The organism is Iamia sp. SCSIO 61187, assembly GCF_019443745.1.
GTDB lineage: Bacteria > Actinomycetota > Acidimicrobiia > Acidimicrobiales > Iamiaceae > Iamia.
This window is the reverse complement of record NZ_CP050948.1, coordinates 3402012-3428383: the sequence shown is the minus strand read 5'-3', so window position 1 is coordinate 3428383 and position 26372 is coordinate 3402012. Positions and strand designations below refer to the sequence as shown.

Below are 26372 nucleotides of genomic sequence, written 5' to 3'. Positions count from 1 at the left end.
CGGGACGCGACGGGCCAGGCACGTCGCGTCCCGGGTCGGCTGACGGTCCGGTCGCGGGTGGGCGCTCGTAGCCTCGATCCCATGAGCGCAGGCCACACCGTGACGACCGACCCGGGCGACGTGCACGTCGAGGTGGTGGTCGACGGCCAGGTGGTCGCGGCCACCGACCGCCCCGTGCTCCTCCACGAGACGGGCATCCCGACCCGGTACTACATCCCGAGGGACGACGTCCGCATGGACCTGGTCCGCCCGATCGCCCTCACCACCGTGTGCCCGTTCAAGGGCACGGCGTCGTACTGGACCCTGGACCTCGACGGGACCGCCCACGACGGCATCGCGTGGAGCTACGAGGAGCCCAACGAGGCCGCCCGGGGGATCACCGGCATGCTCAGCTTCTTCGACGACCGGGCCGAGGTGAACGTCGGCTCGTAGGCCACGGCCTCACTCGTCGATGCGACGGTCCTTGCTGGCGTAGATCAGCGGGATCGACGCCACCGACACCAGGCCCTTCACCCACAGGTTGACCCAGAAGATGCTCCAGACCGTGGCCCACGGCAGGCCGTCGGTGCCGAGCAGGGTCACGGGGGCGAAGGCGCCCACGGCGAAGACGAGGTTGTCGACCGGGACGCTGACCGCGTTCGACACCAGCACCCGCAGCCACTGGAACCGTCGGGTGATGCGGGTGACGAAGAGGTGGTACACCTCGGTGTCGATCAGCTCGCTGATCACCATGGCCGCGAGCGACGCCAGCACGATCCGCCAGATCGGCCCGAGCAACGTCTCGTACTCGGCCCCCAGGCCCCAGCTCGGGTCGCTGTCGACGCTCGCGGTCCAGCCCAGGTAGGCGGCGAGGAACAGGTTCACCGCCGCGGTGGCGAGGATCAGGGCCCGGGCCGCCGAGCGGCCCGCGACCTTGTGCACCACGTCGCGCAGCGTGAAGGTGATGGGGTACACGAAGGTCCCCATGTCGACGCTCTCACCCCACACCCGGCCGATCTTGAGGCTGGTGACCTGGGCGATGACCTGGGCCCCGGCGTAGGCGGCGACGGCGACCACCGCCACCCGGCTGATCGTGAGCGTGGGCTCGAGGGGTGGCCCGGCGGGCGCGTCGGGCGCCCCCATGTCGACTGCGGTCACGGGTCTCTCCGGTTTTGGTGAGGCGGGTGGTCCGACACCGCCGCCGCGAGGACATCCCGTGGCCGGACGATCTTGGCAGACGGCCACGGAGACGAGCCGCAGGCGAGACGACCGGAGGGCTTGATCCTCACGCGACGGGAGGTCGTACCGTCCCCCGCATGGCAGACGAGGGCCGCAAGGTCGGTGAGGTGGCGGAGGCGACGGGCCTGACGGTCCGGACCCTCCACCACTACGACGAGATCGGGCTGCTGGTCGCGTCCGGGCGCACGCCCAGCGGCCACCGCCTCTACGCGCCGGCCGACATCGAGAGGCTCTACCGCATCTGCCTGCTGCGCCGCCTGGGCCTGCCGCTCGACGAGATCGGCTCGGTCCTCGACGACCCGGGGTGGGACACCCGCTCCGCCCTGGTCCGCCACCGGCTCGAGCTGGAGCGGCGCATGGCCGCCGAGGCGCGGCTCCGCACCCACCTGGTCCGCATCGAGTCCCTGGACGGAGACGACGGCGGGCCGCCGACCGAGGACCTGCTCAGGGTCCTCGAGGAGATGACCATGCTCGACACCGCAGTCCAACGCCGGATCGGGATCCTCGTGTACGAGGACCTGGAGGCGATCCACGACCACCTGGTCGGGGTCTACGGCCTCGGCCCGGCCGTGATCAGCCGGGACGACGACGGGAGGCCGATCCACGTCGAGGTCCAGGCCGGCGACGGCGTGCTCTGGCTCCACCCGGCCCACCCCGACATGGGCTACAGCTCGCCCCGGACCGCGGGGACGTGCACGGCGATGACCGCGGTGATGGTCGACGACTGCGACGCCCACTTCCGCCACGCGTCCGAGCACGGCGCCGACGTCCGCTACGAGCCCGTCGACCAGCCCTACGGGTACCGGGAGTGGTCGTCCCTCGACCCCGAGGGCGGCTTCTGGAGCTTCATGCAGCCCCTGGGCTGACGGCGGTCGGCCACCGGCGCTCGCCGGGCTCAGATCGGGGGCTTGCCCTGGCGGCCGCGAGCGGCGTTGAGGATCTCCTTGCACGTCTCGCAGACCGGGTAGCGGCCGGGGTCGCGGGTGGGCACCCATGACTTGCCGCACAGGGCGGTCACCGGCGTGCCGGTGATGTAGGCCTCGGTCACCGCCGACTTGGGCAGGACGATGTGGGCCAGCTTCTCGTGGTCGCCGTCGTCGGTCGTGCGCTCGTCGATGCGGGTGTCGACGTCGACGTCGGTGCGCGCCGGCTGGAGCGTGGGGATGTTCGACATGCCCCCCCAGCGTGCCAGGTCATCGCCGCGATGCGAACTCGGCCCGGACGGGCACCGCAGACGTGCGCTTCCGTGCCGAGGACGGTCAGACGGGGGAGGTGGCGCGGGCGAGGGCGGCCTCGGCCTCGGCCACGAAGCGCTCGACCAGCTCGGCGGCCGGCACCAGCTCGGTGATGGCGCCGGCGCCCTGGCCGGCGGGCATGAACTCGCGGTCGGGGTCGACCTCGGTGTCGGGCCCGCCGCCGAGGTGGTTGGCGCCGTCCTCGATCGACTTGAGCACCTGGTACGGGAACGGCTCCGGGGTGCCCCCTGCCTCCTCGAAGGCCTCGGTGTAGGAGTTGCGCACGACCCGGCAGGTCTTGCCCGTGTAGGCGCGGGTGACGATGGTGCCGTCCTCGCCCAGGCCGAGCAGGGCGTCCTTGTAGCCGGGGACGGTGTGGGCCTCGGGGGTGGCGATGAAGCGGGTCCCGACCCAGACGCCGTCGGCGCCGAGGGCGAGGGCGGCGGCGAGGCCCCGGCCGTCGCTGATGCCGCCGGCCGCGACCACGGGGATCTTGTCGCCGACGGCGTCGACGATCTGGGGCACGAGGGCGAAGGTGGCGACCTGGCCGGTGTGGCCGCCCGCCTCGGTGCCCTGGGCCACGACCAGGTCGCAGCCGGCCTCGACGGCGGCGACGGCGTGGCGGACCTTGCCGCACATGTTGACCACGAGGAGGTTGAGCTCGTGGCAGAGGTCGACCACGTCGCGGGGGACGCCCAGGCCGGCGACGTAGATGGTCGCCCCACCCTTGGCGATGTCGCGGATCTTGGCCTCGAAGTCCTGCGGGGCGGCGGTGAGGAGGTCGACGCCGAAGGGCTTGGCCGTCCTCTCCCGGACGGCGGCCATCTCCTCCACCAGCTGGGGGTGGGCCATGGTCGAGGCGCCGATGCACCCGAAGCCGCCGGCCTCGGACACCGCCGCGACCAGCTCGGCGTAGGACACCCCGCCCATCCCGGCGAGCATGATCGGGTGCTCGACGTCGAGGATCTCGGTCAGGCGCGTGCGCATGGGCCCACCCTAGGCCGCTGACTTGACCGGTGGGTCAGTTTCCGGGCCCGGTACACCCCGTCCGCCCCGAGGAGGTGCCGGTCAGCGGTAGGAACCCGGGCCGGTGAAGGCGCCGCGGTGCCAGCGGTGGGGGGTCAGGACGAGGGCTCGCGGGTAGTCCTCGAACAGCCAGCGGGCGAAGCTCTGCCGGACCCAGGGGGTGGCGCTGGCGACGCGGACGGCGGCCTCGGCGCCCTGGCGGCGCCGGAGGAGCGGGAGCAGCCGGGCGGCCATGGCGTTGTCGCGGACGAGGCCCCGCCGCAGGGTCGTCTCGTAGGCGGCGGCGATGCCGGCCGGGTCGCAGGACCGGCCTGCAAGCACCGCGGCGGCGGCGTCGAGCCCCGACGCCAGGGCCTGGCCGATGCCCTCGCCGGTCATGGGGTCGCAGGCGCCGGCGGCGTCGCCGACGAAGAGGGCCCGCCCGTGGGCGAGCGGCAGGGCGCCCAGTCGGGCCGGGATGGGCCAGGCCCGGGGCGGCCCCTCGGCCTCCCACCCCGTGCCCAGGACCCGGGTGAGCGCCGGCCGACGGAGCAGCGACCGCCAGACCTCGCCCATCTCCGAGACCCCCATCCGTCCGCCCCGGTGGATGCCGAAGCCGACGTTGACCGAGCCGTCGCCGAGGGGGAACGACCAGGCGTACCCGGGCAGCACGTCGGGCTCGAACCAGACCCACAGGGCGTCGAGGGCGGCGGCGTCGACGCCGCGCAGGTACTGGCGGAAGGCGTGGCAGTCGCCCCGGTAGCCGGGCACGGCCAGGCCCATCGCCTTGCGCAGGGGGGACCACATGCCGTCGGCGCCGACGACGTGGCGGGCCCGCACGGTGCCCAACCCGGTGACGGACCCGACGAACGGCTCGTCCGCCGACCCGGGGGCGGCGACGCGGCACAGGGCGTGGCCCGCGTGCACCGTCGCCCCCGCCCGCCGGGCGGCGTCGAGCACCTCGGCGTCGAGGTCGATGCGGCGGGCCACGGCGGCGTAGGCGCCCTGCCCCTGGGGGAACGGGAGGGTCCGCACCTCCCCGGAGGGCGTCACCACCTCCATGGTGTCGACCGTGCGCCACGAGGCCACCCGGCCGGGGTCGACGCCGATGTGCTCGAGGTGGTGCAGGGCGCCCGTGGTCAGCCCGTCGCCGCAGATCTTGTCCCGGGGGAAGGTGGCCTTGTCGACGACGACGACCTCGCGCCCGGCCCGGGCCAGGGCCACGGCCGCCGCCGCGCCCCCGGGCCCGCCGCCGACCACGAGGACGTCGACGTCCAGGTCGCTCTCGCTCACGCCGGCGACGAGGAGCGACGCCGCCGCGCCGCGCGGGCGGGAGCGCCCGCGGCCAGGAGGTCGTCCCACGCCGTCCGCAGGGCCCGCACCAGCCGGTCGGGCTCGGTCACCGCCGCCGGGTCGACGTTGACCCCGATGTGGAGGTCGTCGAGGTAGCTGAGGAGGGTCAGGTTGGCCGCCGCCCCCGTCAGCGGTCCGAGGGCGTACATGGCCTCGACCCGGCCGCCGGCGGTGTAGATCGGGAGGGGAGCGCCCGGCACGTTGCTGGTGACCAGGTCGACGCCCTTCAGCATCGAGCCGAACAACCCGGTGGTGAGGGTGGTGGGCAGCCGGCGGAGCAGTCCGGCCATGGGTTCGACGAACCCCAGCGACGGCTCGCCCCGCTGGCGCAGCACCAGCTCGTGGAGGACCCGCATCCGCTCCACCGGGTCCTCGACGTCGAGCGGGATCGGGAACCGGGCCGGGACGAACTGGTTCCCGGCCACGTCCTCGGTCCCGGCGGTGCGCACGTTGATGGGCATCGTCATGCGGAGGGCGTCGGCCGGAGCGCCCATCTCCTGGTGGTACAGGGCGAACCCGCCGGCGGTGGCGGCGACGAAGGCGTCGTTGAGCGTGGCTCCGGCGGACTTGGCCGCGGCCTTCACCGCCGCCAGCGGCACCTCGATGCTGTCGAAGCGGACCGAGAGCGAGCGACCCGTCATCACCGGCGAGAGGGGGGCGGTGGCCGGTGCGACCAGGTGGGCCACCGACTCGACCGTCTCCCGCACGCGGGCGGCGGTCCCCGCCGGGTCGCCGACGACGGACGTCGCGGCCGTCACCGCCGAGCCGGCGACGGTCGCCCCCGAGCGCCGGGCGATGCCGAGGGCCCGGCGCTGCTCGTGGGCGATGGCGTCGACCCAGCGGGACACCTCCGACATCACCTTCGCCGCCGGGGCGGCGGGCATGTCTTCGGCCGTGCCGTCGCGCTCGAGCTCGAACATGATCAGCGCCAGCTTGATGCTGCCCACACCGTCGGTGATGGCGTGGTGGACCTTCATCACCAGGGCGGCCCGGTCGTCCTCCATCCCCTCGATCAAGGTGGCCTCCCACAGGGGCCGGGCCCGGTCGAAGCCGGCCATGGCGATGGGCTGGGCCATGTCGAGGACGCTGCGCAGGTCGCCCGTCCCGGCGGCCCGGGCGAAGCGGAGGTGGTAGTCGAGGTCGAAGTGGGGGTCGATCTCCCATCGGGGCGGGGCGATGGAGAGGGGGTGGGCCCGGACCCGCTGCCGGAGGCGGGGGACCAGGCGGGTCCCCCGCTCGAGCAGGTGGCGGAGGCGGTCGTGGTCGGGGGCCCGGTCGAGCACGGCGACCGCCGTGATCGTCGACCGCAGCATGGCGTCCTTCTCGATGGTCCACATGAGCGCGTCCGAGTCGCTCATCCGGTCCTCGTACCGCAGCTCACCCATCGGCAGATCGTACGTGCCGGGGTCGGATGCCTTCCGACCGTGCCGAACAGGCCAGCCGCGTCCCCCGACGGTCGGATGGTGTCTGACCCCTTGACACCCGGACGACGTTCACGTCGGGGACCCGATCAGCAGCTGGTGGCGCCGCCCTGGCGGTAGCGGGCCCCGACGGTGTCGGTGGCGGTGGTGCCGTCCGGGTAGGTGATGCGCCGGGTGGTGGTGACCCGGGTGCAGTTGCCCGCCGGCTCCTCGGTCTGGGCGACCTGCTCGCCGAAGGCGTGCTGCGACGAGTACAGCGTGACGGTGATGCTCGTGTCGGTGTAGCTGGTCCAGATGAGGATGCCGTAGGGGGTGTCGTTCACGAACTGGAGGTCGGGGTGCTCCCAGCCCATGGTGGCCTCGCGGCCCCGCGGGTACCGGCTGAAGTGCTCGGAGTGGGCCTGGTACTCGCCGAAGGGCAGCCCGGCGAAGAAGGCGGCGTTGAACAAGGTGGTGGCGAACTGCGAGACGCCGCCGCCGACCTCGTCGACGTGCTCGCCGTTGGCGATGGCGCCGGCCACCACGAAGCCCTTCTCGACGGTCCGCTGGCCGACGTGGCCGTTGACGGAGAAGGTCTCGCCCGGCAGCACCAGGGCGCCCCGGACGAGGTCGGCGATCCGGTGGATGTTCGTGACGCGCGCCTCGCCGGGGGCGTGGTAGGTGGTGAACGACTTCACCTGGGCCTGGCCGTTCCACTCGGTGGTGGTGCCGACCGGCTCGTGGATGCGCAGAGCCTCGGCCTCGGCGGTCGTCAGCTCGGGCTCCTGGGTGACGGCCTCGACCTCGACGGTGGGCTGCCCCCCGCGGAGGGCGTCGGCCACCCGGGACGCGGCGTCGTCGGCGCAGCACGCCAGGCCCACGACGGCGGGGATCAGCTGCACCGTCCCGTTCACCACGTCGAAGCGGGCGTCCTGGGGCTCGGCGTCGCCCAGCGACCCGATGCGCTCGGTCAGGGCGGCGGTGATGGCCTCGCCGTCGAACTCGAGGGCCATGCCGTCGGAGGTGATCTGGGCCCCCAGCCACGTCCGCAGCTCGGCCGGCTCGAAGGTGACCTGCTGGCCGGCCACGGTGACGACGAGGGGGTCGGAGGTGTAGGCCGCGGCCCGATCGGCGACGGCCTGGGCCTGGGCGTCGGAGATCACCGGATCGCGCTGCTCGGGGACGACCTCGATGGTGAGCGGGTCCTCGCCGGCGCGGGCGGCCTCCATCAGGCGCTCGGCGACCACATCCGGGTCGAGGGCCTCGCCCGGCTGGCCGGGCTCGACGGTGATCCCCTCGGGGGTGGGGGTCACGACGGGCTCGACCGGAGCCCGGGCGTCCTCGCCCTCGAGGCTGGCGAGGACGAGCGCCAGCTGGTCGTCGCGCAGGGAGAACCGCGAGCTCACCTCGTAGGGCGAGACGAACGAGCCGGCCCAGGCGAAGGGGCGGGCCAGCGCCGCGCCCTCCCGGCCCTCGTCGAACACGGCCCGGACGGTGGCCGCCACGTCGAACGACAGGCCCATCTCCCCGGCGGTGGACTCGAGGGTGCGGGCGCCGGTGTCGATCTCGACCGGCCGGGCGCCGAAGTCCTCGGCCATCGCCGCGACCATCTCGACCACCTCGGCCTCGCTGCGACCGCCGACGTCGCGGCCGTCGAGCTCGACGTTGCGGAGGGTGCCGTCGGCCGCCGCGCTGGTGTCGAACGCCCAGGCGCCGAAGAACAGCATGACGACGACGACGGGGATGCCGGTGCCGATGATCGACCGAGTCCGGGGGCGTCGCACCCTCCCACCTTGCCAGGTGACGCTCGGATCGAGGCGGCACCTCGCCCCGATGGGGGAGGTCTGCCATCGATCCGGAGGGACCGATCCGCGGCGGCCCGTCGTGGTGCATCATGGCGGGCCGCCGGCCACCCATCGGCCGGCATGACGCACGACGACAGGAGTCGACCAGGTGACAGGGATCTGCGAGGGACGGGTGTGCATCGTCACGGGAGCGGGCCGGGGCATCGGCCGCGAGCACTCGCTGATGCTCGCCGAGCAGGGTGCCAAGGTCGTGGTCAACGACCTCGGCGGCGAGATCGACGGCAGCGGCAACTCGACGGGCCCGGCCCACGACGTGGTCGACGAGATCGTCGCCGCCGGCGGCGAGGCGATCGCCAACGGCGACGACATCTCCACCTGGGCCGGGGCCGAGAACCTCATCGGGCAGGCCGTCGACACCTTCGGACGGCTCGACGTCCTCATCAACAACGCCGGCATCCTGCGGGACCGGATGCTCACGAACATGTCCGAGGCCGAGTGGGACGCCGTGATCCAGGTCCACCTCAAGGGGACCTTCGCCCCGGCCCGCCACGCCGCCGCCTACTGGCGCGAGCGGTCGAAGGCCGGCGAGGAGGTCGACGGCCGGATCATCAACACCTCGTCGCCCTCGGGCATCTACGGCAACGTGGGCCAGACCAACTACGGCGCGGCCAAGGCCGGCATCGCCGCCTTCACGATCATCGCGGCCAAGGAGCTGGCCCGGTACGGGGTCACCGTCAACGCCATCGCCCCCGCCGCGCTCACCCGCATGACCGAGAACCTGGGCATGGGGCAGGCCGACGAGGAGACCAAGGAGAAGATGTCGCCGAAGTGGATCGCGCCGATCGTCGTGTGGCTGGCGTCGCCCGAGAGCCGCAGCGTGACCGGTCGGGTGTTCGACGTGACCGGCCAGGCCCTGTCGGTGTCGGAGGGCTGGCACCGAGGACCGACGGCGGAGCCGGTCCTCGACCCGGCCCTGATCGGCGAGATCGCCATGCAGCTGGTCGCCGACGCCCGGCCCAACGCCAACATGTTCGGCTACGACGAGAGCTGAGGGACGACGATGGCCATCAACCCAGACGCCGTCGGGTCCAAGAGCGACCCGGTCCGCCACTCCTGGACGTCGAAGGACGCCATCCTCTACGCCCTCGGCGTGGGGGCCGGTGCCGTCGACCCGCTCGACGAGCTCCAGTTCACCACCGAGAACTCGAACGGCATCGACCAGCAGGTGCTGCCGACCATGGCCGTGGTGCTCGGCGTCGGCGGGGGCGGGGCCTTCGCCTCCATCGGGTCGTTCAACCCGGCGATGCTCGTCCACGGCGAGCAGGCGATCGAGCTCCACTCGCCGATCCCCGTCGAGGGCGAGGTCGAGACCGTGGGCGAGATCACCGGCATCTACGACAAGGGCAAGGGCGCCCTCGTCGAGGTCCGCTCGGTCTCGACCGACACCAGCTCGGGCGCGCCCCTCTTCACCACCACCATGTCGGCGTTCATCCGGGGCGAGGGCGGCTTCGGCGGCGAGCGCGGACCGTCGGGCCCCAAGAACCCCCCGCCCGAGCGGGACCCGGACCACGAGCAGGCCTACGTCACCCGCAGCGACCAGGCCCTGATCTACCGGCTCTCGGGCGACCGCAACCCCCTCCACTCGGACCCGACCTTCGCGGCCATGGGCGGCTTCGACCGGCCGATCCTCCACGGGCTGTGCACCTACGGCTTCACCGGCCGGGCCCTGCTCCACCGCCTCTGCGGCGGCGACCCGGCCCGGTTCCGCACCATGGAGGGGCGGTTCTCGTCCCCGGTGCTGCCCGGCGAGCGGCTGACCGTGCGCATGTGGGACACCGGCACCGGCGAGGCCCTGTTCCAGACCACCGGCGACGACGGCCGCGTCGTCCTCGACGGCGGGAAGCTCACCTACAGCGCCTGACCCCACCTCCGGCAGCCCGTCCCCGCGGGGGGGCGGGCTGCCCGGCGGACGGGTGTCGGAGGGGGGCCGGGGAGGCGGCATGATGGCCGCCCGCCCCGGTCGAGCGCGGGCGAGACGCGCAGAGAGGACACCGCCATGAGCACCCCCGGAGGCACGCCGGCCGGTTGGTACCCGGACCCCTACGGCCGGGCCGAGCAGCGCTGGTTCGACGGTGCGACCTGGACCCCCAACGTCGTCCGGGGCGGCGCCCCGGCCGTCGAGTCCAGCGACGACTGGGCCGTGCCCGCCGGCACCGACGCCCCCCACGACGTCCAGGCCCAGGTGGCCCGGGCGGCGAGCGACCGCCATGCCGGAGGGCCCTTCGCCAGCCAGCAGGTCCCGCACCAGCAGGTCGCCCCGGCGGCGTCGTCGGGCGGGGGCACGATCTTCACCGAGCCCGTCCTGGTGGTGAACCAGAAGGCCAAGCTGATCGAGATCACCAACGAGTACGCCGTCTACGACCAGCACGGCCAGCAGATCGCGGCCGTGCGCCAGGTCGGGCAGACCACCGCGAAGAAGGTCGTCCGGGCCCTCACCTCCTACGACCAGTTCATGACCCACCGGCTCGAGATCGTCGACGGCCACGGCACGGCCCTGCTGCGCATCACCCGGCCGGCGAAGGTGTTCAAGTCCCGCTTCCAGATCGAGCGCGGCGACGGCCAGCCGGTCGGCGAGATCACCCAGGAGAACGTCTTCGGCAAGATCCGCTTCGGGCTCAGCTCGGGCGGCCACGCCGTGGGCTCGCTCAACGCCGAGAACTGGCGGGCGTGGAACTTCTCGATCAGGGACCACACCGACACCGAGGTGGCCCGCATCACCAAGACGTGGGAAGGCTTCGCCAAGGCCGTCTTCACCACCGCCGACAACTACGTGGTGACGATCCACCGGCCCCTGGAGGACCCCCTCCGCTCGTTGGTGGTGGCCGCCGCCCTCAGCATCGACACCGCCCTCAAGCAGGACAACCGAGGCTTCAACTAGCGGCGCGACCGCGGGGACGCCTGCCCCTCGCCGGGAGCACGAGGCGAGCGGGAGGCTCACCGCATGGCCGTGCCGGGAGGACCCAAGGCCGACTGGTACCCCGACCCCCTCGGTGGGCCGGGGGGTGCGGTGGTGGGACGGCGACCGGTGGTGCGACGACGTGCGGGCGGAGCATCCCCGCGGGGTCCAGGCGGGGGCGTCGGCGCCACCGCCGGTGCCGCCGCCCGACCCGGGTGGCTCGGACCTGGTCGGCAGGTCGCGTCTCGTCGTCGCCCAGCTCCGGCCCCGGAGCATCGGCGGGCCGGCGTACGCCTACTACGACGGCGACGGGGTCCTGATCGGCACCATGGTCGAGCGGCCCCCGGTCGACGGCCGGCACCCGGGCGAGCGGGCCGCCACCCTCGACCTCTACGACGAGGACGGGGGTGAGGTCCTCCGGCTGACCCGTGACCCCCACCTGGTCGACCAGACCTGTGCCACCTTCGGCTGGCCTCCGCTGCGACCGTGGGGGTACGTCGTCGTCGGGCCCGACCTGGCCCCCGTCGCGTGGGTGCGGGCCGAGACCTGGTCGCACAAGCCGTGGCTGGTCCACTGCCTGGGGATCGACGTCCCGATCGAGCTCCGCCGGCAGCGGATCGGGACGGGCCGGAAGGCCCCTCGGCCGGTCCTGATGGGCGGGGTGCCGGTGGGCCAGATCACCCTCGTCTCCGGGTGGAACGCGTCCGACACCTACGTCCTCGACCTCTTCCACGGGCCACCGGAGGGCGGCCTGGCCACGGTCCTCGCCGCCCTCGTCCCGATGTACGACCAGATCTTCCGCGAGGTGACGCCGCCCAGCACCTCCTCGGGCATCAGCGACATCTAGACGCTCCGCTGCCGGGCTTCGTCGCTGAGGGGGACGAGGGCGGACTTGCTGGTGGGGTAGGCGGGGTCGCCGGTGACGGCGTGGAGGGCGGCGTCGCGGTCGAGGGCCTCGACGACCGAGCCGTCGTCGTCGAGGATCACGAAGCGGTCGAAGGCCCGCAGGAACCAGCGGTCGTGGGTGACGGCGACGACCGTCCCCACGAACCCGGCGAGGGCGGCGTCGAGGGCCTCGGCCGATCCCAGGTCGAGGTTGTCGGTGGGCTCGTCGAGGAGCAGCAAGTTCACGCCGGACAGCTCCAACCCCAGGACCTGGAGCCGGGCCTGCTGCCCGCCCGACAGGGTCTCGACCGGGCGCCGGGCGCACTCGGCCAGGCCGTAGCGACCGAGGGCGGCCATCCCCGGCCCCTCCACCAGGTCGTGCTCGTCCCGCACGACCTCCAACGGCGTGCGGCCGGCGAAGGCCGCCACCTCGTCGGTCTGGTGGAACAGGCCGGCCACGACCCGGGCGCCGAGGCGGAAGGTGCCGGCGCTCCCGACGGTCGCGTCCCCGGCGAGCAGGCGCAGCAGGTGGCTCTTGCCGGTCCCGTTGGGCCCGAGGACGGCCACCCGGTCGCCCAGGTGCACCTCGAGGTCGAAGGGGTCGGTCAGGCCGGTCAGCGCGAGCCGCTCGCAGCGCAGGACGATGCGGCCGCTGTCGGCCCCCGCGAGCCTCATCCGCACGGCGCGGTCCTTGGGTGGGGGAGGGGGCGGTCCGGCCTCGACCCACCGCTCCCAGCGGTGCTCGGCGGCGGCCGCCTTCTTGGCGTTGGTGTCGCTGACCGAGGCCCGCTGCTTGAGCTCCTTGAAGAGCTGGAAGAGGCGCCGCTCCTCAGCCTTCCACCGGGCGCGGGCGTCGCCGAGCGCCTGGTTGCGGGCCTCCCGCGCCGCCCTGTAGGTGGCCCACCCTCCGGGGTGGGTCCACGCACCGTTGCCCTCGACGGTGACGACCGCGTCGGCGGCGTCGGCGAGCAGCTCCCGGTCGTGGCTCACCACGAGGACGGTCTTGGGCGAGGCCCGGAGGCGGCGTTCGAGCCACCGCTTGGCCGGGATGTCGAGGAAGTTGTCGGGCTCGTCGAGCAGGAGGGCGTCGGCGTCGCTGGCGAGCAGCGACTCGAGCACCAGCCGCTTGCGCTCCCCGCCGGAGAGGGTGGCGACGGCCCGCCCGCCGACCGCGTCGAGCCCGCCGCCGAGGATGGCGTCGCACGCCGCGTCCCACCGGCTCTCCTGGTCGTAGCCGCCGACGTCGGCCCAGCCGATCACGGCGTCGGAGAGGGCGAGCCCGGTCGCCTCGCTGGGCGCGGCGGCGTTGGCCGCCTCGGCCCGGTCGAGGGCGAGGGCGGCGTCGCGCACCGCGGCGCGGGCGAAGCGGACCAGCAGGTCCCGCACCGTCGCCGCCCCCTCGGCGCCGGTCCCGATGGCCTGGGGCATCAGGGCGACCGTGCCGTCGCAGTGGATGGTGCCCTCGGTGAGGGCGTGCTCGCCGGCGATGCAGCGCAGCAGCGTCGACTTGCCCACGCCGTTGGCCCCGACGAGCGCCACGTGCTGGCCCGACCGGACGCGGAACGCCACGTCCTCGAACAGCGGCGCCCCACCCGGGTGGGCGAACGCCGCCCCGTCGACGCTCACCACGGCCATGTCGGCCAGCCTCCCACCCCCTGACGCCGAACTCGGTGGGATATGTGGGACGTACGTCCGACATCTGCCACCGAGAACGCAGGCGGGCGCCGACCGCCCGCGAAGCGTTCCGGTGGGCCTGGCGGCAGCCCCCTCACCCGGCCTGCGTCGGAGTGAGCCGGCGAGCGCAGCGAGCTTCGGCGGGAAGGGGTCGGGCAGCGCCCCGGTTCGGCAGACGACCGCGTCTGCGACCTGGCTTCAGAAGTTGAAGAGGTGCTCGACCTTGACCGGGAAGTTGACGATCCCGCGGGTGCGGCCCGGGTTCATGACCGAGAAGGTGTCCTCGAACTCGCGCTCGTCGTAGATGGTGCCGCCGTCGTGGGAGTGGATGGCGACGGTGAGCGGGAAGGTGCCGTCGAGGAGGGGCATGTTGTCGAAGACGAAGTTGACCTCGCCGTCGCCCTTGACGGCGTGGATGTACTGCTCCAGCACGTCGGTGGTGGTGCCCATGAGGCGGGTGCCGTCCTCGTCGAAGATCTCGACGGCGAAGGCCACGTCGGTGATCATCCCGGTCGCGGTGTAGCCGATCCGCAGCTTGAGGGGCTGGCCCGGGAGCATGTGGCCGGCGTCCTCGTCGGGGTACTCGGCGATGACGTGGCGGATCCTCACCGTGGCGCCGGGGTCGTCGACCAGGGCGTTGGGGCTGACGATGATGGGCATCTCACCGGTGACGGGGTCGGCGAGCGTCGGCGGGGTGTGGTCGGTCTCCTCGGCGTGGAGGGGGATGTCGACGCCTCGGGCGGCCAGGGCCTCGCGGAAGGCCCGGATGGCCTCGCCGGGGGCGGCGTCGGCGACCATCTTCCCGTGGTCCAGCACGACGGCCCGGTCGGCGATCTGGCGGACCAGGTCGGTGGCGTGGGAGACGACGAGGATCGTGCGGCCCTCGCGCTGCATCCGCCGGATGCGGTCGATGCACTTGCGCTGGAAGGCCTCGTCGCCGACCGAGAGAACCTCGTCGACCAGCAAGATGTCGGGGTCGACGTTGATGGCCACGGCGAAGCCGAGCCGGGCGTACATGCCCGAGGAGTAGTGCTTCACCTGGAGGTCGATGAACTCCTCGAGCTCGGCGAAGTCGACGATGTCGTCGAAGATGCCCTCCACCTGGGCCTTGGAGAAGCCGAGGATCGAGCCGTTGAGGAAGACGTTCTCCCGGCCGGTGAGGTCCGGGTGGAAGCCGGCGCCCAGCTCGAGGAGGGCGGCCAGCCGGCCCCGGTGGGTGATGGTGCCCGTGGTGGGGCGCAGGGTGCCGGCCACGCACTTGAGGAGGGTCGACTTCCCGCTGCCGTTGTGGCCCAGCATGGCGAGCGTCTCGCCCTGCTGGACGGCGAACGACACGTCGTCGAGGGCCCGGAACTCCTCCCACTTGATCCGCCCGGCCCGGATGACGCGCTCCTTGGCCGACTTGGGCTTGTCCTTGGCCAGCTTGAACACCTTGCTGACCGAGTCGATGGTGATGACCTCGGCCATGCTCAGATCTCCTCGGCCATGTCGTCCTCGAGCCGCCCGAAGAGCCACAGGGCGCCGAGCAGGAGCCCGATCGAGACCAGCCCGACGAGGCCGAGGCGGGTCAGGTACCACTCCAGGGGGTGGTGGATGAGGGCCGGGACGGGCTGGTCGGGGATGGCGTTGGTGGGGTCGAACCGGGAGCCCTCCCGACCGCCGTTGGTGTACCAGCCGAGCGTGGTGTCCTCGGGGTTGTAGAGGACCCGCTGGAAGGTGAGGACGATGGGGATGATGGGGTTCAGCGACGCCATCCACTCCCGGCTCGGGCCCAGCCGCTCGGCCACCTGCCGGTACGGGTAGACGACGGCCGACAACCAGAACCAGGCCAGCAGGGCCAGCTCGAGCAGGTGCTCGGTGTCGCGCAGGTAGACGTTGACCGCCGACAGGGCGATGGCCAGCGCCGCGGCCAGCACCACCAGCACGAGGATGGCGAGGGGGAGGGCGATGGCGTACTCGGCCGACGGCGCCCGCCGGAAGATGCCCAGGGCGGCCACGAGGACGATGGCCTGGAGGGCGAAGTGGACCATGGCCGCGCCGATGGCGGCCAGCGGGAGGATCTCGCGGGGGAACCAGACCTTCTGCACCAGCTGGGCGTTCCCGGTGATCGAGCCGGTGCCGGAGCCGAGGGCGGTGGAGAAGAAGTTCCAGACCAGCAGGCCCGACAGGAAGAAGATGGCGTAGTACGGGACCTGGACCCGCAGGACCTCCTGGAACACCAGGGAGAACACGACCAGGTAGAGCGTCGGGTTGAGCAGCGTCCACACGAAGCCGAGGACGCTGTTCTTGTACTTGACCTTCAGCTCCTTGCGGACGAGGTTCCCGAGCAGCTCCCGGTAGGCCCAGACGTTCATCAGCCGCCGGACGGGGTTCGGCCGCTTGGAGATCTCGGTGGCCGGACCGATCTCGCGATCGATCGTCCGGTCCTCGATGTCGTGGGGGTCGGTGCCAGCGATGGTCAATCGGTCTCCTCGGAGTGCCGGACAAGGGTACCGGGCGCCTGCTCGCGGACCCGATCGGCGGTGGCGGTGGCCCCGCCCCGTCAGCCCCGGCGGGCCGGGGCCGACGGGCCCCTCGCCGTCCCGATGACGTCGGCGACGACGGCCCACAGCCGCTCCCCGAGGGTCGACCAGTCGTAGGCCTCCTCAACCAGCGCCCGGCCGGCCCGGGCCCGCTCGTCGGCGGCTTCGGGGTCGGCGAGGACGGACTGGACGGCGGTCCGGACGTCGTCGCCGATGACGGCGTGGACGCCGTTGGCCACCTCGAGGCCCCGGACCCCGAACGTCGACGACGCCACGGGGATGCCGGCGGCCAGGTACTCGATGATCTTGAGGTTCGTGCCCGACCCGAGCCGCACCGGGTTGAGGGCGACGTGGGCCGCGCTCAGCAGGGCGTCCTTGGCCGAGGTGGGCACCACGCCGGTGAACACGACGTTGCCCGGCAACCGTCGCCCCTCGAAGGCATCGCCGTGGCGCCCGCCGAGGACGAAGAGGACCTCGGGCACGGCGGGCGCCGCCCACAGCACGGCCTCGGCGGCGTCGAGGTTGGGCGGGTGCCAGCTGCCGAAGAACACGGCGATGGCCTCGAGGCGGCTCGGCCGGGGGTCCAGGGCCCGGTAGCGCTCGAGCCAGCGCGCCCCGCGGCGGCGCCGGGTCTCGGGGTCGGGCATCGGGTGGGCCCGCACGTCGGTGCCGTTGGGCACGACCGTGGCCACCCGGCTCGACCGGCCACCGGCGGCGGCGAGGGCGTGGGCGTCGGCCCGGCTGCAGGCGGTGATGGCGGCCGCCTCGGCGCAGACCCGCGCCTCGAGGGCGGTCACCCGGTCGAGGACGGCCCGCCCGGCCCGGGTGGGGGGGAGGACGTCGCCCTTGAGGTCGGCCTCGACGTTGAAGGCGTCGTACACGAAGGGGAGGTCGACGCCGGCGGCGGCCAGGGCGGGGTGGAGGTAGGGCTCGGCCAGGATCACCACGTCGGCGGTGCGGGCCGCGGTCCGGAGGGCCCGGAGGTAGGCGGGGGTGAGCTCGATCTCGCTCCCGGCGGCCAGGTCGCTCACGGGGATCCCCACGGCGAGGGACATCTCCTCGGCCGCCGCCCGTTGGGCGTCGCTCACCGGCACGGCCGTCTCGACCAGGCCCGGAGCCAGCTCGGTCGAGCCGGCGTCGCCGCCGTCGGTGAGGCTCACGATCTCGACGTCGGCGTGGCGGCCGAGCGCCCCGTAGAGGTGGAAGCTCCGGAGCTGCCCCCCGTGGCCCCGGTCGGCCACCCGGAACGTCGTCAGCACCACGACCTTGGGCCGTCCCCCCGGGCCCGCCGACCTCCGACCGGTGCCCGGCCCCGGTCGGCGGTCCGGGGCCGGAGGCGGGGCGTCGTCGGCCAGGTCGCCGAGGATCGTGCGGACCGCCGCCGGCCACGAGATGCGGGCGGCCCGGCGCCGGGCGGCCTCGCCCACCTCCCGGGCCCGGGCCCGGTCGGCGACCAGGCCGGCCAGGGCGGCGCCGAGGGCCTCGGGGGTGGCGTCGGTGATCAGGCCGTCGACGCCGTCGCGGATCACCTCGGTGGGTCCGCCGCTGTCGGCGACGGTGACGACGGGGGCGCCGGCGGCCATGGCCTCGACGGTGATGAGGCCGTAGTCCTCGTCGTAGGGGACGAAGGGCACGGCGATGGCCTCGGCGTAGAGGCGGCCCAGCTCCTCGTCGGTCACCCGGCCGAGGAACCGGATGCGCGGGTCCTCGGCGGCGAGGGCGCGCAGGCGCTCCTCGTCGGGGCCGGTGCCGGCGACGAGGAGGGGGACCTCGCCGGGGACGTGGGCCATGGCCCGGATGACCAGGTCGATCCGCTTGGGCCCGTCGAGGCGGCTGGTGGTGAACAGGTGGGTCCGGGGCCGCTCGGCGTCCCCTGCCGGGGCGCCGGGGAGCGGGTGGGAGGCGGGCACGTCGGAGGGGGCGTGGGCGACGTGGGCCCCGACGCCCGGCGGCAGGTAGTCGGCTCGGACGGCGATGGTCCGCGACAGGGCGGTGTGCCGGGCGATCGCCCCCGGCGCCAGGGCGACCCGGTCGAGCCAGTGGACGACGAGGCGCGACGTCGGGCCCGGCAGGCGCAGGTCGTCGTGGTCGGCGCCCAGCTCGGCCACGGCGGCGTCGACGGCGTCGAGCACCTCGGTCACCCGGTCGCGGCGGGCCGGGCCGGCGACGAGGTCGAGCAGGGCCCGCGTCGGGTCCGCCACCGGCCCGGGGTCCATCGGGGCCCGGAACAGGTGGTAGGTGTCGTAGAGGCCGCGCAGCGGGTGGAACATCCAGAGCACGTGCCGGGGGTGCGGCGCCATCCAGGCCGGGTACTTGGAGCTGATGACCAGGTCGTGGCCCGACAGGTCGAGGGCGGCGAAGGTGCGGTAGCCCGCCGCCACCTCGGCGAAGGAGCCCTCCGCCACGGGCCGGGTCACCAGCTCGGCCTCGTGGCCCGCGGCGGCGAGGGCCCCGACCAGCCCGGTCCAGGCCCGCTCGGCCCCGCCGACGGTGGGCGGCTCGGACCGGGGGGCGACGACGGCGACCCTCACGGCCCGTCGACCGATCCGACGGCGGCGGTGTCGCCCCCGACCGTCACCAGGTCGCCATCGGGCTCGGCCTCGTCGAAGGTGATGGCGAGGGCGGCCCGGATCTGGTCGTCGGCCCGGGCCCACGTGGTCGCCGCCGCCCGCCGGAGGGCGCCGGCGGCCAGGGTGGCGGCCAGGTCGGGGTCGGTGAGGATCCGTTCGACGGCGGCGGCGATGGCGGCGCCGGTCGGCGCCACCACCAGGCCGTCGACCTCGTGGTCGACCAGGTCGGCCAGACCGCCCCCGTCCTCGCACACCACGACGGGCGCCCCGTGGGCCATGGCCTCGATCGCCGTGAGCCCGTAGTCCTCGTCGAGGGCGGGGGCGACCACGCACGGCGCCGTGGCGTAGAGGTGCTCGAGCGTGGGGTCGTCGACCCGGCCCGCCACCGCGACGTTCGACCGCCACCCGCGCGGCGCCCGCTCGCCGTCGTCGACCCGGCAGCACCACAGGGCGGTCTCGTCGACCCGGTCGAGGTCGAGCCCGGGGCGGGAGAGCCGGTGGTCGATGGCCCGGACCCACTCGGTGCGGCCGCCGTCGCCCACGAGGACGGCGGGGACCTCGGGCAGCCGGCGCATGGCGGCGACGAGCAGCTCGGGCCGCTTGGGGAACTCGAGCCGGCCGACGCAGAGCACGGGTCCGTCGCGCCGCTCACCGGCCGCGGCCCGGCGGGCGGCGGCGGCGACGGTGCCGCCCACGGCCATCCCGGCGTGGAAGAGCGACACCCGGTCGATGCCGTTGAAGTGCCCGAGCCGGCGGCGCACCGTCTCGGAGCCGGCTGCGAACCACCGCACGGCCTCGAACCGGGGCTGGTCGAGGGCGCGGACGCGGATGCCGGCCTGGCGATGGAGGTCCGGGTCGGGGGCGAACCCGCCCGCCAGCCACACGTCCTCCAGGTCGTAGAAGACGCGGTGGTGGTGGAAGAACAGCGCCAGGTGGCGGGGGTGGCGGTGCGTGGTCGAGGGGGGCTGGGTGGACACGACGGCGTCGAAGCGCCGGGTGACCACCCGGTCGAACTCCTCCACCCCGGCCAGGTAGCGGAAGTACTCCGGCGACGACCACCACGCCTCGGGCGAGATGGCGGTGCCGAAGACCCGCGGGCGGGGGTCCCACGGCAGCTCGACGCTCAGGCGGGTGACGTCGTGCCCGTCGGCCCGCAGGGTCGCCTCGACCCGCGCCGCCACCCGCTCGAACCCGCCGGCCACGCCCACGTCGGGCTTGAGCACGGCGATGCGGCGGCCGCGCCCCGACCGGCGAGGGGTCACGCCGGCGGCGGCGCGCCGCCCGCGGTGCGGGCCACCAGAGCCAGGGAGGGGGGTCCGTCCTCGAGACCGACGACCTCGGCCTCGGCGAAGCCCCGGTCGAGGGCGAGGAGCACGAGGGCGTCGGGGTGGACGGGCCGGCGCCGGGGGTCGGCCCAGAGGACGTCGCCGGTGGCGGCGCCGGCGGGGTCGGCGACCACCAGCACGAGGGCCCCACCCGGCCGGAGGGCGGTGACGGCGGCGTCGACCACGGCGACCAGCTCGCCCAGGGGGCGGACGTCGGCCAGGGCCACGGCCGTGACGGCGCCGAGCGAGCCGGCCGGGAGCTCGGCGAGGTGGGCGACGGGCTCGCCGTCGGAGACGTCGTGGCCCCGCTCGCGGAGCACGGCCGCGGCTGCTGGGTCGCTCTCGACGCCGCTCGCCGGTCCCTCGAGCCCGGCCCAGACGTCGAGCCACTCGCCCCGGTCGGGGTCGAGGTCCAGCACCGGCGCACCGGCCGCAGCGGCGGCGACCGCCGGCTCGAGCTGGCGGGCCCAGGCCAGCACCGTCTCGGGGCGGGGCCGGCCGGCGGCGGCCAGCCGGCGGAGGAGGGCGGCGTCGGCCCGGTCGACCTCGGCGGCCAGGGTCGCCGTGTCGGTGCCGGTGCCGGTGCCGGCTGCACCGGTGAGGGTGCGGAGGACCACGTCCTCGCGGGCTCGCGTCGCCCCGAGCACCTGGCGCTGCCCGGCGACGTCGGCCTCGACGTCGGCCAGGCGGGCGGTGACGTCCTCCAGCCCGGCCACCACCTCGGCCAGCTCCCCGGCCAGGTCGTCGATCTGCACCCCGGCGGTCGCCACCCCGGCCTGGGCCCGGCGGAGGATGCCGCCGTAGCGCTCCTCGAGGGTGTCCACCAGCTCCAGCCGGGTGGCCAGCTCCTCGACGACGCGCGTCAGGCGGTCGACCGCCACGACCAGCTCCCGGTTGAACGGGACCTGGTGGGAGGTGACGTGGCGCATGCCGACGAGGGCGGCCCGGTGGGCGTGGCGGAGCTTGCCCGCCGGGGCCGCCTCGGTGCCGGCGTCGGAGCTGTGCCAGGCGGCGTCGAGGTGCTCGCGGCTCTCGGTCAGGGCCTCCTTGGCCCGGGGGGAGATGGCCGCCGTGGCCAGCTTGTCGCGCCACGCCGCCACCTCGTCGTCGGCCCCGCCGGGGACGCCGTCGTGCTCGTCCTCGCCCTCGGGGCGGGCGGCACCCGCCGCCACCGCGTCGATGACGCTGGCCGGGTCGGTCGGGGTGGTGTCGTCGTCGGCGGCCATGGCCCGGCGAGGCTAGTTCCGGCTGCCCGCCCCACCCGGGCGCAGCCCGTCGGCTCGGCTGTCACACGTCCTCCGACCCCGCCCGCCGCCCTGAGCGGCCTCGCTCCGCTCGGACTGTCACACCCCTCCGTTACGGTTCTCCCATGGCCGACACCCCCCGGCGCCCACGGCGGCCCACCTCCACCTCGGCCTTCGGCGTGGGCCGGCGCGAGAGCCACGACGCCTCCGACTTCTACGCCCGCTTCACCACCCCCGAGCTGAGCACCGACGACACCGTCGTCCGGCACTCGCCCGACGAGCCCCTCGTCCACGGCGACGCCCGCGACATGAGCGACCTCAAGGACGGCTCGGTCGCCCTGGTCGTCACCTCGCCGCCCTACTTCGCCGGCAAGGCCTACGAGATCATCGACGCCGACAACCCGGCGGTTCCCGACAGCTACGTCGAGTACGTCGCCATGCTGCGCGACGTCTTCGCCGAGTGCGTCCGGGTGCTCGAACCCGGCGGCCGCATCGCCGTCAACATCGCCAACCTCGGGCGCAAGCCCTACCGCTCGCTGTCGGCCGACGTGATCCGGATCCTCCAGGACGACCTCGGGCTGCTCATCCGGGGCGAGGTGGTGTGGGTCAAGGCCCGCGGTGCCGGCGGCAACTGCGCGTGGGGCACCTACCGCCAGCCGCGCAACCCCGTCCTGCGCGACCTCACCGAGCGGGTCGTCATCGCGGCCAAGGGCCGCTTCGAGCGGGCCCTGACGCCGGCCGAACGCAAGGCCGAGGGGCTGCCCCACGCCGCCACCATCACCGGCGACGAGTTCCTCGACGCCACCCTCGACGTGTGGGAGATGCCGACCGAGTCGGCGTCGCGCGTCGAGCACCCCGCCCCGTTCCCGGTCGCCCTCCCGCAGCGGCTGATCGAGCTCTACACCTACGCCGACGACCTCGTCGTCGACCCCTTCCTGGGCTCGGGCACCACCGCCGTCGCCGCCGTGCGCACCGGGCGCCGGTACGCGGGCTACGACCTCGACCCCGCCTACGTCGCCATCGCCCGCCGCCGGGTCGAGGTCGAGCAGGCGGCCGTGGTGGCGCGGGTGGCCGACCCGGCCGAAGCAGCGCTGGCCGAGGCCCGGGTGCGGGGCGACGCCATGCGGAAGCTGGCGATGGCCGTGCTCGGCGAGGTCGGCTTCGCCGACGTGAAGGAGAAGCACGTCGTCGCCGGCGTCGGCCTCACGGTGCCGGTCACCGCCGTCGACGCCTCGGGCCGACGCTGGCTGTTCGAGCTGGCCGGGGGGTTCACGGTGGCGCCGTCGGGCCTGGCCCGCACCGACACGGCCATGGCCGCCGTGGGTCGGGGCGCCGTCATCGCCGGGGTCAACGACGGCGACCCGCCGGTGCTGCTGGTGCCCTCGGCGCCCAGGCCCCGCTCGGCCATCGACCGGGCCCTCCGCTCGGCCGGCCCCGCCGCCCTGTTCGACGTGGTCGAGGTGCTCTCGCCCGAAGGGCGGCGCCGGCTGGCGGCCTACGCGTCGGGGTCCGTCGACCGGCCCGAGCTCGGGTTCTGGCGCGCCGACGACCTCGAGCCCCGCTGAGGTGCCCGAGCCGGGGCACTGGGTGCCCGGTGGCGAGCGGCACCTGATCGCCCACCGGGGGGCGTCGCTCTTCGCCCCCGAGAACTCGCCCGAGGCGGTGCGCCAGGCTGCCGCCCGGGGTGCGACCGACGTCGAGGTCGACGTGAACATGACCGCCGACGGCGTCCTCCTGGCCGTCCACGACGGGGTGGTCGCCGGCGGCGGCGTGCGGTGGATCTCCCAGATGACCGAGGCCGAGGTGCGCGCCGCGGCGGCGGAGGCCGAGGCTCCGGACCCACCCCGGCTCGACGACGTCCTGGCCGTGGTGGCCGAGGCCGGCCTGGGCATCTACCTCGACGTCAAGCAGCTGCTGCCCGGCGGCCCGGTCGTCCTCGGCGACCTCCTGCGGGCGCACGGGCTGGCCGACCACGCCGTCGGCGCCAGCTTCCGGGCCGACCTGGCCGGACGGCTCAAGTCCGAGGCCGGCCTCACCACCAGCCTCCTGTTCCACGACCCCGGCATCGACGTCCACAGCCTGGTGCGGGGGCTCGACCTCGACTTCGTCCACCCCTGCTACGACGTCTTCGGCGCCGGCGCCCTGGCCCCGCTGACCGAGGCCTGGGTCGCGGCGGTGCGGGCGACGGGTGCCGGCATCGTGGGCTGGAACACGCTCGACCCGGCGGTGGCCGCCGCGGTCTTCGCCCGCGGCGCCGACGGGGTGTGCTCCGACGACCCGGCCGTGCTCGTCGAGGCCGTCGCCACCCTGGCCTGATCGTCGCCCCGGCCCGACGACGGCGGCCCGAGTCGGGCCGATCCCGTACTGTCGCGCCAGGCGCTCACCGGTGACCGCTCAGCGCGACAGAACCGTTGGCGTGCCGGGCGTACCTCGTTCTGTCGCGCCAGGCGCTCACGGGTGAGCGGTGAGCGCGACAGAACGGACCGAGGCGCGCCGGCTCGCCACCGGGTCCGGGCGGACGTGCGACGCTCTGGGGATGCCGTCGCTCCGGACCGAGGTCACCGAGATCACGACGGGCCTGGCGATGATGGGCCTGGGCGACCTCGACTGGGCCCTCGCCGCCCGCCCGGCCGAGATCGTCGGGGTCCCCGACGCCACGTGGGACCGGCTCGTCGCCGCCCGCGCCGCCGGTGACCACGACGCCGACTTCCACCGGGCCTGGGACAACGGCCTGGCCTTCCTCCGGGCCACCGACGGGCTGCGCAGCCGGGTGCCGACCCGCGTCGAGTGGAAGGGGCCCGACAAGCTGCCGCTCCAGTCCGACGTGCCGGCCGACCTCCGCGTCGACCGCGTCTACCTGGTCTCGTGCAAGTACCTGTCGAAGGTGCTGCACAACGTGGCCCCGACCGGACTGTTCGACGGGGGGCTGTCCGGTCCCGTGGCCCGGGCGGGGGACTGGTTCTCGACCGTGGCCCCCACCGAGCTCCAGCGGTACTACGAGGCGTCGCGCGACGAGCTGGCCGCCAGCGGGATCGCCGGGGCGGCCGAGCTGGCCCACGTCCCCGAGATGGTGGGCGACCTGGCCCGGAGCGGCCGGGACCTGCTCAAGTCGGCGTTCAAGCGCATCACCCCGGCGTCGGTGGAGGAGCCCTACGCCGCCTTCGTCCGGGCCGTGGCCGAGCGCTCGGCCGACCGGTGGAAGGGCACGCTCGGCGACCGCACCGACAAGGAACGCCTCCTGTGGCGGCTCCTCCGCCTCGGCGGCGCCCCCTACTTCGTCCTCGGCGCCTCGACCGCGACCGCGCCACCGATGCGCCTCCGCATCGACACCGCCTGGGACTGGCAGCAGCGCTACCGGCTCACCGCCTTCGAGGTGTGGCCCGAGCCCGCGGGCCAGCCCGTGGTGCGGTGGCAGGCCAATGTGGCCGACCGCGAGGCCGGCGCCGACGTGAGCGTGCGGGGCCACGTCGAGGTCCGCTGGAGCCACGGCCGCTTCAGCGGTCACCCCGAGGCCAAGGTGTACCTCGACACCCCCCACGCCGGCGTCCCCGGCTACCACCCGCTCGGCTGAGGGACGTCAGACGTCGTAGGCCTCGGGGGTGGCCTCGGCCGGGTCGACGGTGCGGTCGCACGTGGGGCACCAGGGCCGCAGCTCGAGGGCGGTGCCGCAGCGGGCGTGGAAGGCGGCGGCGCCCCGGCCGCCGCGCCGGCGCGAGCCCCACTCCGAGAGCAGGGTGAGGGCGTCGGCCAGCTCTCGACCCGACCCGGTGAGGACGTACTCGTGGCGCAGCGGGCGCTCGCTGTAGGGCCGGGCCACGACGAGGCCGTCCTCGGCCAGCTGCCGGAGCCGGGCGGTGAGGATGTTGGGCGCCACGCCCAGGCCCTCGCCCAGGTCGCCGAAGCGACGGGGTCCGTCGAGGAGCGAGGCCACGATCAGCAGGACCCACCGGTCGCCGACCCGCTCCACCGCCCGCACCAGATCGGGCTCGGGTGCCGAGGGCGGGGGACCGGTCGGACCCCGCCCCCGGGACCGGGGGTGGGGGTCGTGGCCGGGGCGGGGCATGGCGCCATCTTGCCGGTCCCACCCGAGATGCGGACGGAACCCCGCAGGATGGTGCGGTTCTCGTCCGAGGTCGGGGGGCGCGGGCGGCGCCGACGGGTCTAGAGTCACTTGCACATCGCAAGTCAGTAGGAGCCGAGCATGTCCCTCGCCGAGATCGCCACCGCCACCCGGGCGGCCCACGCCGCCGCCGCCCCCGCCACCGTCGCCATCGGCCGCCACGCCCGCGGCGCCGGCGTGGTCGTCGCCCCCGACCGGGTGCTGACCAGCGCCCACAACCTGCGGGATCGCACGACCCAGGTCACCTTCGCCGACGGGACACACGCCCAGGGGGCGGTCGTGGGCTCCGACCCCGACCACGACATCGTCGTCCTCGACGTCCCCACCGGCGACGCCACCCCGCTGACGTGGTCCGACGACGAGACCGAGGTCGGCGATGCCGTCTTCGCCCTGGCCCGGGGCCGGGGCGGCGACCGCATCACCGCCGGCTTCGTGTCCGGGGTGGGGCGCAGCTTCCGCGGCCCCCGGGGCCGCCGGGTGAACGGCGCCGTCGAGCACACCGCCCCCCTGGCCCGGGGCTCGTCGGGCGGTCCCCTGGTCGATGCCGAGGGCCGGCTCGTCGGGCTCAACACCCACCGCCTCGGCGACGGCTTCTACCTGGCCCTCCCGGCCGACGCCGACCTGCGCCAGCGGGTCGACGCCCTCGTCGCCGGGCGCCACCTGCGGTCCCGGCGCCTCGGCGTGGTGATCGTGCCCGGGCCCCAGGCGGCCAAGCTCCGCCGGCGGGTCGGGCTGCCCGAGGCCCCCGGCCTCCTGGTCCGGGCCGTCGTCGAGGGCTCGCCCGCCGCCGCCGCCGGTCTCGCCGAGGGCGACCTGGTCACGGCGGTCGACGGCGTGCCGGTCCCGTCGGTCGACGACCTGTGGGACGCCCTCGAGGCCGCCGCCGACCGCCCGTCGGTCGAGGTCACCCTGGTCCGGGGCGTGGACGAGCGCACGGTGACGGTGACCTTCCCCGACCCGGCCGCCGAGGCCGACGGCACCGAGGACGACGCTCCCGCCGGCTGAGCGGCGTGACGCCCGACCCGCGGCATCGGGGGAGGGGGTTGCTACCATCGGCGTA

Annotated in this window: 23 protein-coding genes; 10 read left to right on the top strand and 13 right to left on the bottom strand. The window is 74.6% G+C overall.

Annotated elements, in window-relative coordinates:
* Positions 1 to 81: 81 nt before the first annotated feature.
* Positions 82 to 432: a DUF427 domain-containing protein gene (locus HC251_RS16330; protein ID WP_219941657.1), complete on the top strand. Its 351-nt coding sequence runs from the start codon at positions 82 to 84 to the stop codon at positions 430 to 432.
* A gap of 9 nt (positions 433 to 441) precedes the next feature.
* On the opposite strand, the gene HC251_RS16325 is transcribed toward HC251_RS16330, so the two are convergent.
* Positions 442 to 1137, bottom strand: coding sequence for a queuosine precursor transporter (locus tag HC251_RS16325; RefSeq protein ID WP_219941656.1), 696 nt, complete (start codon positions 1135 to 1137; stop codon positions 442 to 444).
* A gap of 158 nt (positions 1138 to 1295) precedes the next feature.
* Here HC251_RS16325 and HC251_RS16320 point away from each other — a divergent pair, with 158 nt between their 5' ends.
* A complete protein-coding gene (locus tag HC251_RS16320; RefSeq protein ID WP_219941655.1) occupies positions 1296 to 2084 on the top strand; it encodes a MerR family transcriptional regulator in 789 nt (262 codons plus the stop codon).
* 29 nt (positions 2085 to 2113) lie between these two features.
* On the opposite strand, the gene HC251_RS16315 is transcribed toward HC251_RS16320, so the two are convergent.
* From HC251_RS16315 to HC251_RS16295, 5 genes are all read right to left on the bottom strand, one after another.
* Positions 2114 to 2392 (bottom strand): DUF3039 domain-containing protein, encoded by a 279-nt coding sequence (locus HC251_RS16315; RefSeq protein ID WP_219941654.1) that lies wholly within the window; start codon positions 2390 to 2392, stop codon positions 2114 to 2116.
* 85 nt (positions 2393 to 2477) lie between these two features.
* The gene (locus tag HC251_RS16310; RefSeq protein ID WP_219941653.1) at positions 2478 to 3440 is read right to left on the bottom strand and encodes a nitronate monooxygenase family protein; all 963 of its coding nucleotides are present in this window, start codon (positions 3438 to 3440) and stop codon (positions 2478 to 2480) included.
* Between the two features lie 81 nt (positions 3441 to 3521).
* On the bottom strand, positions 3522 to 4751 hold the full coding sequence (locus tag HC251_RS16305; protein ID WP_219941652.1) for an NAD(P)/FAD-dependent oxidoreductase: 1230 nt from the start codon (positions 4749 to 4751) through the stop codon (positions 3522 to 3524).
* The gene (locus HC251_RS16300; RefSeq protein WP_219941651.1) at positions 4748 to 6196 is read right to left on the bottom strand and encodes a wax ester/triacylglycerol synthase domain-containing protein; all 1449 of its coding nucleotides are present in this window, start codon (positions 6194 to 6196) and stop codon (positions 4748 to 4750) included. Before HC251_RS16300 ends, HC251_RS16305 begins: the two co-directional genes overlap by 4 nt.
* Positions 6197 to 6321: 125 nt before the next feature.
* Positions 6322 to 7995, bottom strand: a complete 1674-nt coding sequence (locus HC251_RS16295) for a VanW family protein (protein ID WP_219941650.1) — start codon at positions 7993 to 7995, stop codon at positions 6322 to 6324.
* Positions 7996 to 8164: 169 nt separating this feature from the next.
* Here HC251_RS16295 and HC251_RS16290 point away from each other — a divergent pair, with 169 nt between their 5' ends.
* From HC251_RS16290 to HC251_RS16275, 4 genes are all read left to right on the top strand, one after another.
* A complete protein-coding gene (locus HC251_RS16290) occupies positions 8165 to 9067 on the top strand; it encodes an SDR family oxidoreductase (RefSeq protein WP_219941649.1) in 903 nt (300 codons plus the stop codon).
* A 9-nt stretch (positions 9068 to 9076) separates the two neighbouring features.
* Positions 9077 to 9937, top strand: coding sequence for a MaoC/PaaZ C-terminal domain-containing protein (locus HC251_RS16285; protein ID WP_219941648.1), 861 nt, complete (start codon positions 9077 to 9079; stop codon positions 9935 to 9937).
* Positions 9938 to 10072: 135 nt separating this feature from the next.
* Positions 10073 to 10954: a phospholipid scramblase-related protein gene (locus HC251_RS16280; RefSeq protein WP_219941647.1), complete on the top strand. Its 882-nt coding sequence runs from the start codon at positions 10073 to 10075 to the stop codon at positions 10952 to 10954.
* A 112-nt stretch (positions 10955 to 11066) separates the two neighbouring features.
* Positions 11067 to 11819: a hypothetical protein gene (locus HC251_RS16275; protein ID WP_219941646.1), complete on the top strand. Its 753-nt coding sequence runs from the start codon at positions 11067 to 11069 to the stop codon at positions 11817 to 11819.
* On the opposite strand, the gene HC251_RS16270 is transcribed toward HC251_RS16275, so the two are convergent.
* The 6 genes from HC251_RS16270 to HC251_RS16245 form a co-directional block, all read right to left on the bottom strand.
* Positions 11816 to 13492 carry an ABC-F family ATP-binding cassette domain-containing protein gene (locus HC251_RS16270; RefSeq protein WP_219941645.1) on the bottom strand — a complete coding sequence of 559 codons (1677 nt, stop codon included), beginning with the start codon at positions 13490 to 13492 and terminating at the stop codon, positions 11816 to 11818. The two genes, HC251_RS16275 and HC251_RS16270, sit on opposite strands and share 4 nt — an antisense overlap.
* 237 nt (positions 13493 to 13729) lie before the next feature.
* Positions 13730 to 14998 (bottom strand): ABC transporter ATP-binding protein, encoded by a 1269-nt coding sequence (locus HC251_RS16265; protein ID WP_219941644.1) that lies wholly within the window; start codon positions 14996 to 14998, stop codon positions 13730 to 13732.
* 2 nt (positions 14999 to 15000) lie between these two features.
* The gene (locus tag HC251_RS16260; RefSeq protein ID WP_219941643.1) at positions 15001 to 15993 is read right to left on the bottom strand and encodes an ABC transporter permease; all 993 of its coding nucleotides are present in this window, start codon (positions 15991 to 15993) and stop codon (positions 15001 to 15003) included.
* Between the two features lie 80 nt (positions 15994 to 16073).
* Positions 16074 to 18584 carry a glycosyltransferase family 4 protein gene (locus HC251_RS16255; protein WP_219941642.1) on the bottom strand — a complete coding sequence of 837 codons (2511 nt, stop codon included), beginning with the start codon at positions 18582 to 18584 and terminating at the stop codon, positions 16074 to 16076.
* Positions 18581 to 19885 (bottom strand): glycosyltransferase family 4 protein, encoded by a 1305-nt coding sequence (locus HC251_RS16250; protein ID WP_219941641.1) that lies wholly within the window; start codon positions 19883 to 19885, stop codon positions 18581 to 18583. Before HC251_RS16250 ends, HC251_RS16255 begins: the two co-directional genes overlap by 4 nt.
* On the bottom strand, positions 19882 to 21174 hold the full coding sequence (locus tag HC251_RS16245) for a hypothetical protein (RefSeq protein WP_219941640.1): 1293 nt from the start codon (positions 21172 to 21174) through the stop codon (positions 19882 to 19884). Before HC251_RS16245 ends, HC251_RS16250 begins: the two co-directional genes overlap by 4 nt.
* Before the next feature lie 143 nt (positions 21175 to 21317).
* Between HC251_RS16245 and HC251_RS16240 the strand changes: the two genes are divergently transcribed.
* From HC251_RS16240 to HC251_RS16230, 3 genes are all read left to right on the top strand, one after another.
* Positions 21318 to 22757, top strand: a complete 1440-nt coding sequence (locus tag HC251_RS16240) for a site-specific DNA-methyltransferase (RefSeq protein WP_219941639.1) — start codon at positions 21318 to 21320, stop codon at positions 22755 to 22757.
* A 1-nt stretch (position 22758) separates the two neighbouring features.
* A complete protein-coding gene (locus tag HC251_RS16235) occupies positions 22759 to 23508 on the top strand; it encodes a glycerophosphodiester phosphodiesterase (protein ID WP_219941638.1) in 750 nt (249 codons plus the stop codon).
* A gap of 220 nt (positions 23509 to 23728) precedes the next feature.
* Positions 23729 to 24763, top strand: coding sequence for a hypothetical protein (locus tag HC251_RS16230; protein WP_219941637.1), 1035 nt, complete (start codon positions 23729 to 23731; stop codon positions 24761 to 24763).
* Positions 24764 to 24769: 6 nt separating this feature from the next.
* Here HC251_RS16230 and HC251_RS16225 read toward each other — a convergent pair whose 3' ends face one another.
* Positions 24770 to 25255, bottom strand: coding sequence for a helix-turn-helix domain-containing protein (locus HC251_RS16225; protein ID WP_219941636.1), 486 nt, complete (start codon positions 25253 to 25255; stop codon positions 24770 to 24772).
* A 138-nt stretch (positions 25256 to 25393) separates the two neighbouring features.
* On the opposite strand from HC251_RS16225, the gene HC251_RS16220 reads away from it, so the two are divergent.
* Entirely contained in the window at positions 25394 to 26317 is a 924-nt protein-coding gene (locus tag HC251_RS16220) for a S1C family serine protease (RefSeq protein WP_219941635.1), read from the top strand.
* The last annotated feature ends 55 nt before the right edge of the window (positions 26318 to 26372 follow it).